The 14,521-nt window shown below is 73.8% G+C and carries 15 protein-coding genes and 1 tRNA gene; 8 read left to right on the top strand and 8 right to left on the bottom strand.

Going from position 1 to position 14,521, the window contains the following annotated elements:
- Positions 1–268: 268 nt before the first annotated feature.
- Entirely contained in the window at positions 269–979 is a 711-nt protein-coding gene (locus ACFSHS_RS07435; protein WP_376873661.1) for a hypothetical protein, read from the top strand.
- Positions 980–1,169: 190 nt separating this feature from the next.
- Here ACFSHS_RS07435 and ACFSHS_RS07430 read toward each other — a convergent pair.
- Positions 1,170–1,257 (bottom strand) — tRNA-Leu (locus ACFSHS_RS07430).
- A gap of 55 nt (positions 1,258–1,312) precedes the next feature.
- Complete coding sequence (locus tag ACFSHS_RS07425; protein WP_376873659.1) at positions 1,313–2,350, bottom strand: GGDEF domain-containing protein; 1,038 nt, start codon at positions 2,348–2,350, stop codon at positions 1,313–1,315.
- A gap of 87 nt (positions 2,351–2,437) precedes the next feature.
- On the opposite strand from ACFSHS_RS07425, the gene ACFSHS_RS07420 reads away from it, so the two are divergent.
- The 3 genes from ACFSHS_RS07420 to ACFSHS_RS07410 all read left to right on the top strand — a co-directional run bounded on the left by ACFSHS_RS07420 (position 2,438) and on the right by ACFSHS_RS07410 (position 5,625).
- Complete coding sequence (locus ACFSHS_RS07420; protein ID WP_376873657.1) at positions 2,438–3,766, top strand: M20/M25/M40 family metallo-hydrolase; 1,329 nt, start codon at positions 2,438–2,440, stop codon at positions 3,764–3,766.
- 12 nt (positions 3,767–3,778) lie between these two features.
- Positions 3,779–4,582 carry an SDR family oxidoreductase gene (locus ACFSHS_RS07415; protein WP_376873655.1) on the top strand — a complete coding sequence of 268 codons (804 nt, stop codon included), beginning with the start codon at positions 3,779–3,781 and terminating at the stop codon, positions 4,580–4,582.
- Between the two features lie 86 nt (positions 4,583–4,668).
- Positions 4,669–5,625 (top strand): NADPH:quinone oxidoreductase family protein, encoded by a 957-nt coding sequence (locus ACFSHS_RS07410; RefSeq protein ID WP_376873653.1) that lies wholly within the window; start codon positions 4,669–4,671, stop codon positions 5,623–5,625.
- 46 nt (positions 5,626–5,671) lie between these two features.
- Here ACFSHS_RS07410 and ACFSHS_RS07405 read toward each other — a convergent pair whose 3' ends face one another.
- Genes ACFSHS_RS07405 through ACFSHS_RS07395 form a run of 3 tightly spaced genes read right to left on the bottom strand, consistent with a single transcriptional unit; the run spans position 5,672 to position 8,349 of the window.
- Complete coding sequence (locus ACFSHS_RS07405) at positions 5,672–6,412, bottom strand: hemerythrin domain-containing protein (protein ID WP_376873651.1); 741 nt, start codon at positions 6,410–6,412, stop codon at positions 5,672–5,674.
- A 51-nt stretch (positions 6,413–6,463) separates the two neighbouring features.
- Positions 6,464–7,738 carry a nucleotide disphospho-sugar-binding domain-containing protein gene (locus ACFSHS_RS07400; protein WP_376873649.1) on the bottom strand — a complete coding sequence of 425 codons (1,275 nt, stop codon included), beginning with the start codon at positions 7,736–7,738 and terminating at the stop codon, positions 6,464–6,466.
- Positions 7,739–7,749: 11 nt separating this feature from the next.
- The gene (locus tag ACFSHS_RS07395) at positions 7,750–8,349 is read right to left on the bottom strand and encodes a TetR/AcrR family transcriptional regulator (protein WP_376873647.1); all 600 of its coding nucleotides are present in this window, start codon (positions 8,347–8,349) and stop codon (positions 7,750–7,752) included.
- 115 nt (positions 8,350–8,464) lie between these two features.
- On the opposite strand from ACFSHS_RS07395, the gene ACFSHS_RS07390 reads away from it, so the two are divergent.
- Entirely contained in the window at positions 8,465–9,301 is an 837-nt protein-coding gene (locus ACFSHS_RS07390) for a pentapeptide repeat-containing protein (RefSeq protein WP_376873645.1), read from the top strand.
- Here ACFSHS_RS07390 and ACFSHS_RS07385 read toward each other — a convergent pair.
- On the bottom strand, positions 9,294–9,497 hold the full coding sequence (locus ACFSHS_RS07385) for a DUF5703 family protein (RefSeq protein ID WP_376873643.1): 204 nt from the start codon (positions 9,495–9,497) through the stop codon (positions 9,294–9,296). The genes ACFSHS_RS07390 and ACFSHS_RS07385 overlap by 8 nt on opposite strands.
- Positions 9,498–9,628: 131 nt before the next feature.
- Here ACFSHS_RS07385 and ACFSHS_RS07380 point away from each other — a divergent pair, with 131 nt between their 5' ends.
- Together ACFSHS_RS07380 and ACFSHS_RS07375 are read left to right on the top strand one after the other, a co-directional pair.
- Positions 9,629–9,901: a hypothetical protein gene (locus tag ACFSHS_RS07380; RefSeq protein WP_376873641.1), complete on the top strand. Its 273-nt coding sequence runs from the start codon at positions 9,629–9,631 to the stop codon at positions 9,899–9,901.
- A 117-nt stretch (positions 9,902–10,018) separates the two neighbouring features.
- Positions 10,019–10,474 carry a DUF1707 SHOCT-like domain-containing protein gene (locus ACFSHS_RS07375; RefSeq protein WP_376873639.1) on the top strand — a complete coding sequence of 152 codons (456 nt, stop codon included), beginning with the start codon at positions 10,019–10,021 and terminating at the stop codon, positions 10,472–10,474.
- Between the two features lie 31 nt (positions 10,475–10,505).
- Here the strand turns inward: ACFSHS_RS07375 and ACFSHS_RS07370 are convergent, their stop codons facing one another.
- Together ACFSHS_RS07370 and ACFSHS_RS07365 are read right to left on the bottom strand one after the other, a co-directional pair.
- The gene (locus ACFSHS_RS07370; RefSeq protein ID WP_376873637.1) at positions 10,506–12,470 is read right to left on the bottom strand and encodes an AAA family ATPase; all 1,965 of its coding nucleotides are present in this window, start codon (positions 12,468–12,470) and stop codon (positions 10,506–10,508) included.
- Positions 12,467–13,447, bottom strand: coding sequence for an aldo/keto reductase (locus tag ACFSHS_RS07365; RefSeq protein WP_376873635.1), 981 nt, complete (start codon positions 13,445–13,447; stop codon positions 12,467–12,469). The genes ACFSHS_RS07370 and ACFSHS_RS07365 overlap by 4 nt, the downstream gene beginning before the upstream one ends.
- 159 nt (positions 13,448–13,606) lie before the next feature.
- Between ACFSHS_RS07365 and ACFSHS_RS07360 the strand changes: the two genes are divergently transcribed.
- Positions 13,607–14,437, top strand: a complete 831-nt coding sequence (locus ACFSHS_RS07360) for an undecaprenyl-diphosphate phosphatase (RefSeq protein ID WP_376873633.1) — start codon at positions 13,607–13,609, stop codon at positions 14,435–14,437.
- Positions 14,438–14,521: the final 84 nt, after the last annotated feature.

The raw sequence follows: 14,521 nt of genomic DNA, 5'->3' as shown, positions 1-14,521 counted from the left end.
AGCGGGGCTGCCGGCCGACGCGGCACCCACCTCGTCGCCGCTGCGGCGCAGCGGCGAGGGTCGCCCTTGCCCGTGCGGGGGACGTCTGGCAGTGCCGACTTCCCCGGATCGATCGTGTCGGTCGCCTTGCTGCACCGGATCCGGCGGGACGCCGAGGGTGCCGGGGGGGCGGGTCGCAACGAGGGTCTCGGGTGCGGGGCTGCTGAATGTCGCGGACCGTTCCGCGGCGATCGTGCAGGCCGGAAGACCAACTTCAGGGAGGGCCCCGATGACCACGACGGACCGGAGCGAGACCTCGGGTACCGGGCTGGACCGCTGGTCCGGCGGCTGCTGGGTTGCCGCCGGGATGCTCTTGCCGATCGGGGTCCTGCACCCGGACATCTTCGAGACGACACTCGCCGACGCGGCGCTGAACTCCACACTGTGGGTACCGATGCATGCTGCCGGCACCGTCGCCGTCGTCCTCACCCTGATGGGGCTGACCGGCCTCTACGCCCGGCGCGCGGATCTGTTGGGGCGGCTCGGTGCCGTCGGCTTCGCTCTGGCCGTTCCCGGCCTGGTGATGACCGGCTGTGTCGCCTATGCGGAGGCCATTCTGTTGCCGGTCTTGGCGCGGGACAACCCCGCGGTGTTCGACTGGGACGGGCCGGTGACCACTTCCTGGGCGGTCCGCCTGACTGCCGGGCTGGCCCTGCTGTGGTTGGTCGGGCTGGCACTGCTCGGGGCCGCGCTCACCCGGTCAGGCGTGCTGCCGACGGCGGCCGGTCTGACCCTCGCGGGCGGCGCTGTGGCCTTCGTGCTGTTCGCCGGGCCACTGGTGCCCGTGCTCGGGCCGCTGGCGACGCTGACGCTCGCCGCCGGCTATCTACTGATCGGCGCGTCGCTGTGGACCGGGGCCACCTCGTTCCGCCGCGCGTACACCGATCTGCCAAACGCACGTAGCAGGTCCTCCGCCCGGGGCGTCAAACCCGGACGGTAGTGGTCACATGCATCGAGACCAGCCTGAACGCGGAGATGGGGGGAACCGCCCGGCAAGTCCGGGACTCAGGGTGTCGAAACCCGGGGACCGTGCCCAGCGCGCGGAAACGGGTCGTCGAAAACTTGGGCCAGGGCCAGTCGTGCCCGCGTGAAAGGCCGCCCGGTCCCGGCGGCAGCTGATGTGCAACCTTTGGTGTCCGAGGGGGGACTTGAACCCCCACGCCCGATAAAGGGCACTAGCACCTCAAGCTAGCGCGTCTGCCATTCCGCCACCCGGACGAGTGCCCGACCAGACTACCGGAACCGCTGAGCGGTCCGAAGCACCCCCCGCCGCTCACGTCGCGGCGACGGAGACCCGGCCCCGGCCGGCGCGCTTGGCCTCGTACAGCGCGCTGTCCGCGGCCACGTAGAGGCCGCGCCGGTCATTGGAGTGCTGCGGCAGGTGCGCCACGCCCACGCTGATCGACAGCGCCAGCAGGGTTCCATCGGCCAGCGTCATCGGTGACGACCGCACGGCCTGGAGCAGGTGCTCCGCGCGCAGCGCCGCCACGTCTCTTCCGCAGCCCGGCAGAAGGACGGCGAGCTCGTCACCGCCCAACCGGGACAGGACGGCGTCCTCGGCCCGTACCCGGCTGCGGAGGACGCCCGCGAGGTGGACCAGGACGTCGTCACCGACCGGGTGGCCGTGGTTGTCGTTGATCGACTTGAACGAGTCGACGTCGATGAGGACGAGGGCGGTACCGCCCGGCACCGAGCGGCTCAGCGCTGCCTCGAGAGCGCCGTCGAAGGCGCGGCGGGTGGCCAGACCGGTGAGTGAATCGACGGTCACCTGCGCCTCGAGCGCCCGCACGAGGCGGTCGTGCTTGGCGTTCGCGCGGGCGAGCATCACCGCCATGGTCGTCAGCGCGGCGCCGACGAAGACGAAGTCGGTGAGCGCCAGAGCCGGCGGGAGGAGCACGAACAGCGAAGCGCAGTCGGCGGCCAGCGCCGTAGCGGTCACCAGCACCACCCCGGTCGCTCGGAGGTTCGAGGCGGCCCACAGGACCGGGAAGGCGAAGAAGGCCTGCGCCGCAGCCGACGTGTCGTGGGTCAGCAGGTTGAGGGCGCAGATCAGCACGACACCCAGCACGGTCCCGACCACGCCGATGCCCAACCGGTCGAGCACGTCCGCGGGCAGCACGGTGCACAGGACCGCGGTGAGAACGAGGGCGGCGACCACCAGCCAGTGGGCGAGCAGGACGGTGGGGTCGGTGCCCGGCGGCTGGAAGGAAGTCCAGCCGGAGACGACGGCGGCGCAGACCAGTGAGATCAGCCGGAGACTGTGCCCCGCCACCTGGGGGTCCCGCGCCCGGAGTGCCTGTCCGATCCTCACGGGTCCAGCATCGGCGACCGGCCGCGGACGGAGGAGTATCGATTCACCCGGGCGGGCGATGCGCCCGGTTGGTGGCACGATCACGCCATGGCCGAGCCGACCGCCCCGCCCCTCGCCGCAGCCCAGGACGAGGTCGCCGAGCTGCTCTCCGACCTCATCCGGATCGACACCACCAACACCGGCGACACGGCGACCGGCGCGGGGGAGCGGGCGGCCGCGGAGTGGGTGGCTTGCAAGCTCGCCGACGTCGGGATCGACTCGGAGATCCACGAGTCCGAGCGGGGCCGGGCGAACCTCGTCGCGCGCATCCCCGGCGCGGACCGCAGCCGCCCGGCGCTGCTGGTGCACGGGCATCTCGACGTCGTCCCCGCCGATCCCGCCGAGTGGAGCGTCCACCCGTTCTCCGGCGAGGAGCGCGACGGCTACGTCTGGGGCCGCGGCGCGGTGGACATGAAGGACATGGACGCCATGGTGCTGGCGCTCGTCCGCGACTGGGCCCGCACCGGCGTCCAGCCGCCGCGGGACATCGTGCTCGCCTACGTCGCCGACGAGGAGGCCGGAGGCCGGCTCGGCGCCCGCTGGCTGGTCGACGAGCACCCCGACCTGTTCGAGGGCTGCACCGAGGCGATCAGCGAGGTCGGCGGCTTCAGCATCACCGTGCGCGACGACCTGCGCCTCTACCTGGTGCAGACGGCGGAGAAGGGCCTGGCGTGGATGCGCCTGACCGCCACGGGCAAGCCCGGCCACGGCTCCTTCGTGCACGACGACAACGCCGTCACCCGGCTGTGCCAGGCCGTCGCCCGCCTGGGGTCGGCCCGGCTGCCCACCGTGCTCACCCCGCCCATGCGGCAGTTCCTCGCCGCGGTCGAGGACGCCTACGGCATCGAGATCGACCCGGACCAGCCCGAGGAGGCGCTGGCCCGCCTGGGCAGCATCAGCCGCATGATCGGCGCCGCGCTGCGCAACACGGCCAACCCGACCATGGTCGACGCCGGCTACAAGGCCAACGTCATCCCGGGCACGGCCAGCGCGACGGTCGACGGCCGTTTCCTCTACGGCCAGCAGGAGGAGTTCGAACGCCAGCTGGCCGGCCTCATCGGTGAGGGGATCCAGCGCGAGTGGATCGTGCTCGACAACGCCGTCGAGACGACGTTCGACGGCCCGCTGGTCGACCAGATGGTCGCCGCGCTGAAGTCGGAGGACGACGGTGCCCGCCCGGTGCCCTTCACGATGAGCGGCGGCACCGACGCGAAGAGCTTCGAGCGCCTCGGCATGCGCTGCTTCGGGTTCTCCCCGCTCCGCCTGCCGGCCGACCTCGACTTCGCGTCCCTGTTCCACGGCATCGACGAGCGGGTGCCGGTGGAGTCGCTGCGGTTCGGCATCCGGGTCCTCGACCGGTTCCTCCGGAACGCGTGATGTGATGCCGGGGTGACCGACACCACGCCCGCCCCCGGATCCGTCGCCCTGATCACCGGAGGGACCGGTGGCTTCGGCCGCGCCCTCGCGAGGAAGCTGCGGGCCCTGGGCGTCACCGTCGTCCTCACCGACCTCGACGGCGAGCGCAACCGGCAGGTCGCCGACGACCTCGGCTGCGAGTTCGTCCCGCTCGACGTCACCGACCGCGCCGCCAACCGGGCCGTCGTCGCGGAGATCGAGGAGCGGCACGGCCGGCTCGACGCCGCCTACCTCAACGCCGGCATCTCCGCGGCCAAGTCCGACGACGTCCTGGACATGGACGAGTTCATGAAGGTCGTGAACGTCGACCTGTTCGGCGTCGTCTACGGCGTGGAGGCGGCCCGCCCGGCCATCAAGCGCGCCGGGGGAGGAGCCATCGTGGTGACGGCGTCGCTGGCCGGGCTCTCGCCGATGGCCACCGACCCCGGCTACAGCGTCGCCAAGGGCGGCGCGATCGCCTTCGTGCGCTCGATGGCGCCGCGGCTGGCCGCCGAGGGGACGACGATCACCGCCATCTGCCCGGGGTTCGCCGACACCGCGATCATCGACCGTATCCGCGACCAGTTCCAGCAGGCCGGCTTCCCGGTGCTCTCCGCCGAGGAGGTGGCCGACGCCATGGTCATGGCGTGGACCTCGGGCCAGCCGGGTGCCGCGTACGTCATCCAGCCCGGGGTGGGCACGGTGCCCTACAAGTTCAAGGGCGTGCCGTCGGCGAAGACGGCGAGCGGCGAGACCGCCGTCGTCCCCGAAGCCCTGCGCCCGCCGTCGATGCGCTGAGGGAGGACCACCCGTCGCCCCACGCCTCGCACGCTCGGTGCGGGCCCCTGAAGGGTGGCCTCGGGCGGTCTGGCAGGGTCGGGGTCATGCGTGCATGGCGGGTACACGAGCTCGGCGATCCCTCGAAGGTCATGAGCCTCGACGAGGTCGAGCAGCCCACCCCGGGCGAGGGCCAGGTGCTGGTGGAGGTCCGGGCGGCGGCACTGAACTTCCCCGACGTCCTGATGGCCATGGGCATGTACCAGGAGAAGCCGCCGCTGCCGTACACGCCCGGCGTCGAACTGTGCGGCGAGATCGTCGGGACCGGTCAGCGGGTGATCGGCTCGCCGTCGGGCGGCCCGGGCGCCTTCGCCGAGTACGCCCTCATGGACGCCGACAACGCCTGGCCGGTGCCCGACGGCATGACCGACGAGAAGGCCGCGTCGCTCTACCTCACCTACCAGACCGGCTACGCGGGCCTGCACCGCCGCGCCAACATCCAGGCCGGCGACTGGCTGCTGGTGCACGCCGGGGCCGGGGGCGTCGGGACGGCGGCGATCCAGCTCGGCAAGGCCGCCGGCGCGAAGGTGATCGCGACCGCCGGTGGAGCCCGGAAGACGGAGGTCTGCCGCCAGCTCGGCGCCGACCACGTCATCGACTACACGACCGAGGACTTCGTCCCCATCGTCAAGGAGGTGACCGGCGGGCACGGCGCCGACATCGTCTACGACCCGGTCGGCGGCGACGTCTTCGACAAGTCCCGCAAGTGCATCGCCTTCGAGGGCCGGATCGTCGTGGTGGGCTTCACCAGCGGCCGCATCCCGGAGGCCCCGGCCAACCACCTGCTGGTGAAGAACTACAGCGTCGTCGGCCTGCACTGGGGGCTCTACCGGAAGATGGAGCCGTCCCTCATCGGCCACATCCACGACGAGCTGGTGAAGCTGGTCGAGTCCGGAGCGGTCGACCCGCTGGTGGGGGAGAGCCTTCCCCTGGACCAGGCGCCCCAGGCCCTGGCCAGGCTCGCCGACCGCAGCACCGTCGGCAAGGTGGTGCTCGTCCCCTGATGGTCCGTCCGGAGGCCAACGTCGAGCGTGCGGGGGACGGGTCCTCCTAGGCGTAGCGGAACGCCCGCCGCTCGGCGCGCTCGAACGGCCGGCGGAGGACGAGCTTCCACACCGCCACGAGCACGCGCCCGTGGTGCTGCTCACGCATCCGGGCCAGTGCGTCGGGCGGCAGGCCGTGCAGCACCCACGCCGCCAGGGTGAGCAGGTCGCCCCGGGAGTAGGCCGGCTCGAAGAACTCCTCGCCGATCCGCTCCCAGTCGGCGTGCTGCAGGTGTTCCTGCAGGATCGCCATGGCGTCGCGCTCCTCGTGCTGCAGATGCCGGCCGAGGTGGTCGCGAGCGGCGGCGAGGTCGGCCGCCAGTGCCGACCGGGCCGCCTCGTCCGCCGTGCCGGCGAGCCGGGCGAAACCGACGGAGCAGGCGGCGAGCAACGGGTCGATGCCGGCATGCTCAGCGGCCATCGCCTCCAGCGTTGCCCGCCCGGCCGCGTCGCCGGCCGCGTCCACCCTGGCCAGCAGCAGGGGCCACAGCCCGGCGTCCTCCCCGGTGTGGTGGTGGTGGAGGATCGTCGAGAACAGCCCCCAGCGGGCGTAGAGCCTCCGCCAGGTGGCCCGGTCCTCGACCGGGGTGGCCGCGGCGGCGCGGACGAAGTTCTCGAGGTCGCGGCGGAAGCCGCGGTGCATCGCCCACATGATCGTCAGGTCGACCGGGCCGTCGGGGGCCGCGGCCTGGCCCTCGAGCAGCAACTGCCCGCGGCCGTCGGTCCGGGCGACGAGGGTTCTGGTCATGTCGCATCTCCAGGGGTGGGGGTGGGGGTGGGGGGTGGGTCGGGGCAGACGTCAGGAGGCCAGCCGGCCTGAGGGCGCGCCGTTGCGCTCCAGGCTCTCCACCTCGTCGACGAGCGCGGTGCTCGCCGAGTCGGCGCGGAACACCGCTCCGAGAGCCTGGGCGTTCCGGCGGTAGGAGGGGTCGTCGAGCAGCTGTCGGACGGCCGCCGCGATCCGCTCCGGTCGGGCCGCGGGCTTGAGGCCGATCACGGCCCCGTGCCGGGCGGCCCGCACGACGTTGTCACCCTGGTCGCGGCCCATCGGCAGGCACAGAGTGGGCACGCCGGCCGCCAGCGCCTTGATCAGGGTGCCGTGCCCGGCGTGGGTGATCACGACGTCGGCGTCGGGGAACAGCCGGGCGTGCGGCGCCGAGCGGACGACGTGCACCTTCGCCGTCCCCGGGACCTCCGCAGGGTCCACGGCCGGGCCCGTCGTGACCACGCCCCGCACCGGCAGCGTGTCGAGAGCGGCGACGATCCGGCGCAGCACGGCGGCCTGCTGCATGTAGGTGCTCGACAGGCCCACGACCACCAGCGGCTCGACGCCCGCAGGGGGCTCGAACGGCTCGGACCAGACCGGGTCGTCGAGCACCGGTCCGACGTAGCGGACGTTGTCCGGCAGCGTGGCCGGCAGGTCGAACGTGGGCGAGGTGAGCACCAGCACCCGGGCGGCCCGGTCCCACTGCTCCCAGATCTCCCGGAGCGGCTCGAGCCCCAGCGCGGTCCGGGCCGCGTTGAGAGGCGGCAGGTTCCTGTTCCACAGCGCGGTGGCGAGCGCGTTCATCGCCCGGTCGCGGGCCCGGCCCAGCGGCCCGCGAGCGGGGGCCAGGCCGCTGCCGAAGGGCGGGATGCCCGGTGCCGGACGCGAGTAGATGTTGGCGCAGAGAGCCACGGCGGGAAGGCCCATCGACTCGGCCCCGACCAGTGCCCCGAGCAGGGGCCCGCTGGCGACGACGGCGTCGGCCGGGGCTGTCGACAGTGCCTCGCGGACGTCGGCGGCGTAATCCGCCGCAGGCCCGGTGATGATGCGCTCGCAGAGACGGTTGAGCAGGGCGACGGGCGTGCGGCACTCCCAGTCCTTGATGACGTCGTCCTCGAGCGCCTGGGACGTCCGGTGCGGGGCCCGGGTCCAGCTGCGGAACTCCGCGCCCGCGGCCGCGACGTCCGGCGCGAGGGTGGGGTCGCCGAGGACCGTCACCCGGTGCCCGCGGGCGACCAGCCGGCGGACGACGCCGACCTCCACGGGAACGGTGCCTCCGCCGTCCCAGAGCGCGACCAGGTACTGCACGGCGTGCCTCCTCAGGGGGTGGGGGTCGTCGCGAGGGCGGCCCGGAGCAGGGACTGCAGAACGGTGGTGGTCTCGGCGCGCGAGTGGCCGAGGTCGCGGCGCAGCAGCTTCCACGTGCCGACGTCGGTGACGGCGTACAGCGCGGCGAGCACCCGGCGCCGCTGCCGGGGGTCGTCGGGGAGCTGCTCGCCGAACGTCCTCTCCAGCCAGGCGGTGTGGCGGGAGCGGGCGAGCTGCAGCCCCTCGCCGAGCGCGGGGATCCGCTCCGCCACGGCGGCGAGCCGCACGTTGGCATCGCCCAGTGCCTCGTACTGGCGCATGATCCCGCGCACGAAGCCGGCCACGTCGCCCGGCGCGACGGGCCCGCGCAGCGCGTCGATCTCCGGCCCCATGACGTCGACCACGGCGAGCGCGAGGCCCTCCTTCGAGGAGAAGTGGTTGAGGAGGGTCTGCTGGGTGACGCCCGCGTCGGCGGCGACATCGACGAGGCGGACCTCGTCGTAGGCCATCTCTAGGAACCGGCTGCGCGCCGCCGCCAGGATGCGTTCACGGGTCCGCTGCACACCCTCGGCCCGCGCCTGCATCCGATAGCTGCGGGTGGTGTCCGTCACACAGCCAGCATGCCGTTCGCTTGGCTTTCGGTCAAGCGAAAACTTGAGTCGCCATCAAGCCAAATGAGATGCCTCCCGCTCACCGGCCTGCGGGCGACGTAGCGTGGACGCCGTCATGGCTTCCCCCTCACGCCTGGTTCCCGGCGAGCGCCCGGAACTCCGCGCCGATTGTTCCCGTTGCGCCGGCCTCTGCTGCGTGGCACCGCCGTTCGCCGCCTCCGCCGACTTCGCCATCGACAAGCCCGCGGGGGTGCCTTGCCCGAACCTGCGCCGGGACTTCGGCTGCGGCATCCACGCGGAGCTGCGCGAGCGGGGCTTTCCCGGCTGCACGGTTTTCGACTGCTTCGGCGCCGGGCAGCGGATCACGCAGGAGACCTTCGGCGGCCGCAGCTGGCGGGAGGAGCCGGAGATCGCGGCCGCACAGTTCGCCGTGCTGCCGGTCGTGCGGCAACTACACGAGGCGCTGTGGTACCTGACGGAGGCGGAGACGCTCCCGGCGGCCGGGCCGCTGCGAGTAGAGCTAGGGGCGGCGCGGGACGGGATCGAGCGGCTCGCCGCTGGTTCCGCCGAGGAGCTGGCCGGTCTCGACGTCGGCGCCCACCGGCGCGAGGTGGGCGAACTGCTCGGCAGGGTCGATGAGCTGGTCCGTGGCCACCGCCCGGGCGCCGACCGCCGCAACGCCGACCTGATGGGTAAGGACCTGCGGCGCCGGGACCTCCGCAACGCCGACCTCCGCGGTGCCTACCTGATCGGCGCCGACCTGCGCGGGGTCGTGCTCGGGTCGGCGAACCTGCTGGGTGCCGACCTCCGGGGGGCCGACCTCCGGGGCGCGGACCTCAGCCGGTGCCTGTTCCTCACCCAACCGCAGGTGACCGCCGCGCGGGGAGACATGTCGACGCGGCTCCCTGTCGCCGTGTCAGCGCCCCCGCACTGGGCGGCGGCGCCTAGATGACCGGCAGCGGCAGGTAGGACAGTCGCGCACGGCGGCGCAGGATCGCCTGGCGCGTGCCGTCGGGGTGCAGCTGGAGGCGGGCCAGTTCCCAGCCGCCGGTGTCGGCCTGAAGGCTCAGCATGGTCGCCGCTGCGGACCGGGACGTGCCCGGTGGGATCCGCAGCGGCGCGTACTGGTAATCCGCGGCCGCCTCCATCACGCCGATTGTGCATGGCCGACGGCCATCGGTCACGCGATCCTGATGCGGTTGCCATCCCGGGTCTGCCGGTGCCTGGCCCGGACGGCAGGATGGACGCGACCCACCAGCGCACGACGAGGGAGGACGACGTGACCGGACCCGGTATCCCGAGCGAGGTGCCCGACGCCGACCGCGCGGAGCAGGAGGCGCTGCTGGACCCGCCCGCCGTGGTCACGGCCGGCGACGCGAGTCCCCCGCCGGAGGACGTGCCGGAGGCCGACGCGCTGGAGCAGCAGCTGTCGGCGCGGCCGGGCGAGGCGGGCAGTCCGCTGCGGGGGGTCGGTGACCGGGAGGCGAACGAGGCCGACGTCCTGGAGCAGGACGCCGACGTGCCGGTGGACGACGACGACGTCCTGGCCTGAACCCGTCACGTCGCCCGACTGCACGCCGGACGGCACATCTGGCTGAACTGCCCTGTGCCGGATCGCTCCGAGGGCACTAGAGTTCGCGGCCCCACACGACCGGACGAGGCGGGCAGCATGGTGCAGCGACGTGACATGCGGGTCTCCGACGCCGAGCGGCAGGCGGTCGTCGATCGCCTGCTCGCCGCCGTCGACGAGGGGCGCCTGGACCTCCAGGAGTACGACCGCCGGATCGTCGGTGCCTACGGCGCCGTCTCCTACGGCGACCTCGACGACCTGCTCGAGGACCTTCCGCCGGTCCGGCCGACGACCCCCGAGCCGGCAACCTGGGCGGTCCGCCCGACCGTGCCGGCCGCGCTCGCGGTCCTTTGGGCGGTATGGCTGTCCCTCTCCACGGTCGGTCTCGTGCTGTGGGGCCTGTTCGGTCTCGGCGGCGGGCCGGGCTCGTTCTGGCCGCTCTGGGTGCTGGCCGCAGGCGCTCCGCTTCCAGGCGTCTCCGCGGGCATCCTGGCTGCGCGCCGCCGTTCCGCGGTGCCGTCGAGTGTCGCCCTGCTGTCGTCTCCCGCGCGCTGAGACGACAGCAAGGCGACACTCACCGCCGGGGTCAGCCGGCGAGATCGCCCAGCTCGGCCAACAGGGTGGCCAGCCGGGTGCGGCGGGGCCGGACGTCGACCTCGCGCACCGCCCGCGCCAGCGCGGCGCCGCTGGCGTGCACGATCGACAGGTGCTTCTGCGCTCGGGTCAGCGCGGTGTAGACCAGCGGCCGCGACAGCATGCCGCCGGCCTCCGGCGGCAGCACGACCACCACGCCGGGCCACTCCGACCCCTGCGCCCGGTGCACGGTGATCGCCCAGCCGTGCCGCAGGTCCGACAGTGCCTGCCCGGTCACCGTGACCGGACCGGAGGAGAACGAGACGTCGATCGAGCCCTCGCCGGTGCCGGTGACCGTGCCCACCTCGCCGTTGGCGAAGCCGGTCGGCTCCAGCTCGAGATGGTTGGCCGTCGCGACGACGCGGTCGCCGGGGTCGAAACCGAAGACGGTGCCGCCCCCGGGGTTCAGTTTCTCCTTGAGCGCCTTGTTCAGCTCGATCGTGCCGGCCGGCCCACGGTGCACCGGCGTCACCACCTGCACCCCGCCCGGTTCGATGCCGAGGGCCCGCGGGATGGAGTCGGTGACCAGCTGCACCACCCGCCGCGCCGCCTCGGCGCTGCCGGCGGCCGGCACGACGACCACCTCCCGGTCGGGGGAGTCGACCGGGGGCAGCTCGCCGCCGCGCACCGCGGTGGCCAGCCGGGCGATCGCGCCGCCCTCGGCTTGCCGGTAGAGGGTGGTCAGCTCGGTGACCGGCACCGCGCCCGAGTCGATCAGGTCGCCGAGCACGTGGCCGGGCCCGATCGAGGGCAGCTGCGCCGGATCGCCCACGAGGAGCAGGTGCGTCCCGTCGGGGCAGGCCTCCAGCAGTGCGGCGGTCAACTCGACGTCCAGCATCGAGGCCTCGTCGACGACGACGACGTCGGCGTCGAGCGGCCACTCCTCGTTGCGGGCGAACCCGCCGGTCGTGCCCTGCGCGCCGAGCAGCCGGTGCACGGTCACCGCGGGATGGTCGGTGAGCTCCTCCAGTCGCTTGGCCGCGCGGCCGGTGGGGGCCGCGAGCGCGATCTCGGTGCCCTTGGACCGCAGCAGTCTCACGACCGCCGCCACCGTGCGGCTCTTGCCGGTGCCCGGCCCGCCGGTCAGCAGGCTGACGCCGGACTCCAGGACCTGGGCGACGGCGGCCTGCTGGGCCTTGTCCAGCCCCTTGGCCACCGTGCGCACCGAGGCGGGGTCGGCGATGCGTTCCGCGGAGGCGGTCAGCCGGGCCACGCCCTCGGCCACGGCCTCCTCGGCCATGCCGTAGCGGGCCAGGGACAGCGACCGCAGCGCCGGGTCCGGTTCGGCTGCGTCGTCCTCCCCGTCCATCGCCTCCGGCTCCGGCGGCTCGTGCTCCAGCACCTCGCCGGACTCCACCGCGGCCACGATCGCTGCCGCGGGGTCGCTGATCCCCTCGGCCTGCAGCGCCGCGACGACCAGGTCGGCCGGCAGGACCGTGTGCCCGTCCCGGGTCGCCGTCCTGAGGGTGAGGCCGACGATGGCCCGGCCCCGGCGGCTGTCCTGCCGGTCGGCGCCCTTGAGAACGGCGATGGCCAGCCGGTCGGCGTCCACGAGGGTGACGCCGGGCAGGCCCAGCAGTGCCCAGGGGTCGTCCCGCAGCCGGCGGGCGGCGTCGGGCCCCAGTGTGTCGGCCACGCCCGCGGCCAGCCGGGCCTGCAGGCCGGCACCGACGAGCAACTCCACCACCTCGTAGGTCGGCTGCGCGGCCAGGAAGCCGGAGAACAGCCGCTCGGCCCGCTGCCGGCCCACCCGGGGCAGTCTGAGCAGCCGGTCGGCGGTGACGTCGTCGGGCGAGGTGATCCCGGCCGCCGGCAGCTCCGCCGCCGTGCGCCGGCCCAGGCCCGGCCAGAGCCCCGCGGCGCAGAAGGCGGCGAAGACGGGGTCGCCCCCGGCCGCCGGGGTCGCCGCCGCGGTCATGCCTCCGACCGCCGCTCGGGATAGCCGAACGCCGGCGCCGAGACGTCCTCCAGGGCGGTGCGGATGGCGGCCGGCAGCCGGACCGTGTCGGCGTCCAGGCTGGCCTGCAGCTGCTGTGCGGTGCGCGCCCCGACGATCGGCGCCACCACGCCCGGCCGGTCGCGCACCCACGCCAGGGCGACCGCCAGAGGCGTGGTGCCCAGCCCGTCGGCCGCGGTGATCACGGCCTCCACGATCCGGTCGGCCGCGGCCGACCGCAGGCCGTCGATGAAGACCTGCCACTGCGGTGAGGCGCCCCGGGACTCCGACGGCGTGCTGTGCCGGTACTTGCCGGTGAGCAGGCCGCGCCCGAGCGGCGACCAGGGCAGGACACCGAGGCCCAGCGCCTCGGCGGCGGGGATGACCTCCCGCTCGATCCCACGCTGCAGCAGCGAGTACTCGACCTGCGTGCTGACGATCGGGGTGCGCCCCGGCCAGGCCCTCTGCCAGGTGACCGCCTGGGCGGTCTGCCAGCCGGTGTAGTTGCTGATGCCCACGTAGCGCGCCCGCCCGGAGGAGACGGCGAGGTCGCAGGCGGCGAGGGTCTCCTCCAGCGGGGTCGTCTCGTCCCACGCGTGCAGCTGCCACAGGTCCACGTAGTCCAGGCCCAGCCGTTCCAGGGAGGCGTCCAGGGCGGCGAGCAGGTGCCCGCGCGAGGCGCCCCGACCCATGGGGCCCGGCGAGGTGCGGCCGACGGCCTTGGTCGCGACCAGCAGGTCGGCCCGGGGGACGACGTCGGCGAGCAGATGGCCGAGGGTGCGCTCGCTGTCGCCGTCGCAGTAGACGTCGGCGGTGTCCACCAGCGTGCCGCCCGCGTCGACGAAGGCGGTGAGCTGCATGGCGGCCTCGGCCTCGTCGGTGTCCCGGCCCCACGTCATCGTGCCCAGCGCCAGCCGGGACACGACCAGACCACTGCGTCCCAGTGCGCGTTGCTCCACGACCGGCCAACCTACCGCCGCAGCGGCGGCACCACCGGCGACCACCCGGACGCCCGGAGCGGCGCGGCGGGTCGCCCCTGCACCCCGCCTAGGGTGAGCGGTCGTGCCCGTCCGACCCGCCCTCCGCCCTGTCCGCCCCGGCCCGGCGGGAGGGTCCCGATGACCTGGATCGAGGCCGTCGTCCTGGGTCTGGTGCAGGGCCTGACCGAGTTCCTGCCGATCTCCTCCAGTGCGCACCTGCGCCTGGTGGGCGAGCTGTTCGGCTGGGACGACCCCGGGGCGGCGTTCACCGCGATCACCCAGATCGGCACCGAGGCCGCCGTCCTGCTGTACTTCCGCAAGGACATCGCCCGCATCGTCGTCGCGTGGCTCGGGTCGCTGGCCGGCCGGCGCACGGGCGACCCCGACGCCCGCACGGGCTGGCTGATCATCGTCGGCAGCATCCCGATCGTCGTCCTCGGTCTGCTGTTCCAGGACGACATCGAGACGACGCTGCGCGATCTGCGCATCGTCGCGATCGCGCTGGTCGCCTTCTCGCTGATCCTGTTCTGGGCCGACCGCGTGGGCGCCAAGAAGCGCGAGCTGCACGACCTCACCGTCGCGCACGGCGTCGCGTTCGGCTTCGCCCAGGCGATGGCTCTGGTCCCCGGCGTGTCCCGCTCGGGTGGCACGATCACCATGGGGCTGTTCCTGGGCTACTCGCGGGCGGCCGCGGCCCGCTACTCGTTCCTGCTCGCCGTCCCGGCGGTGCTGGGATCGGGGTTCTTCCAGGTCTACGAGGCGCTGACCGGGGACGTCGCGGGCGCCGGCGTCGCCTGGGGGCCGACGGCCCTGGCGACGGTGATCGCCTTCGGCGTGGGCCTCACCGTGATCGCCTGGCTGCTGCGCTACCTGGACCGCGGCAGTTTCACGCCGTTCGTCGTCTACCGCGTCGTGCTCGGTCTGCTGGTCCTCGCGCTGGTCGGCGCCGGGGTGCTGTCCCCCACCTGAGCAAGGACCCCACTCTCTCCACCCTTCGCACGCTCAGGGCGGGGCCCGGGACGGGGCCGCTCCAGCACGTCACCACGCTCGGGG

It is taken from the genome of Blastococcus deserti, from assembly GCF_042682525.1.
GTDB lineage: Bacteria > Actinomycetota > Actinomycetes > Mycobacteriales > Geodermatophilaceae > Blastococcus_B > Blastococcus_B deserti.
This window is presented reverse-complemented; position numbering and strand designations above follow the sequence as displayed.

Coding starts and splice junctions, on each gene's coding strand:
- ACFSHS_RS07435 (WP_376873661.1), top strand. CDS start 269: ATGACCACGACGGACCGGAGCGAGACCTCGGGTACCGGGCTGGACCGC.
- ACFSHS_RS07420 (WP_376873657.1), top strand. CDS start 2,438: ATGGCCGAGCCGACCGCCCCGCCCCTCGCCGCAGCCCAGGACGAGGTC.
- ACFSHS_RS07410 (WP_376873653.1), top strand. CDS start 4,669: ATGCGTGCATGGCGGGTACACGAGCTCGGCGATCCCTCGAAGGTCATG.
- ACFSHS_RS07405 (WP_376873651.1), bottom strand. CDS start 6,412: ATGACCAGAACCCTCGTCGCCCGGACCGACGGCCGCGGGCAGTTGCTG.
- ACFSHS_RS07390 (WP_376873645.1), top strand. CDS start 8,465: ATGGCTTCCCCCTCACGCCTGGTTCCCGGCGAGCGCCCGGAACTCCGC.
- ACFSHS_RS07385 (WP_376873643.1), bottom strand. CDS start 9,497: ATGGAGGCGGCCGCGGATTACCAGTACGCGCCGCTGCGGATCCCACCG.
- ACFSHS_RS07375 (WP_376873639.1), top strand. CDS start 10,019: ATGGTGCAGCGACGTGACATGCGGGTCTCCGACGCCGAGCGGCAGGCG.
- ACFSHS_RS07370 (WP_376873637.1), bottom strand. CDS start 12,470: ATGACCGCGGCGGCGACCCCGGCGGCCGGGGGCGACCCCGTCTTCGCC.
- ACFSHS_RS07360 (WP_376873633.1), top strand. CDS start 13,607: ATGACCTGGATCGAGGCCGTCGTCCTGGGTCTGGTGCAGGGCCTGACC.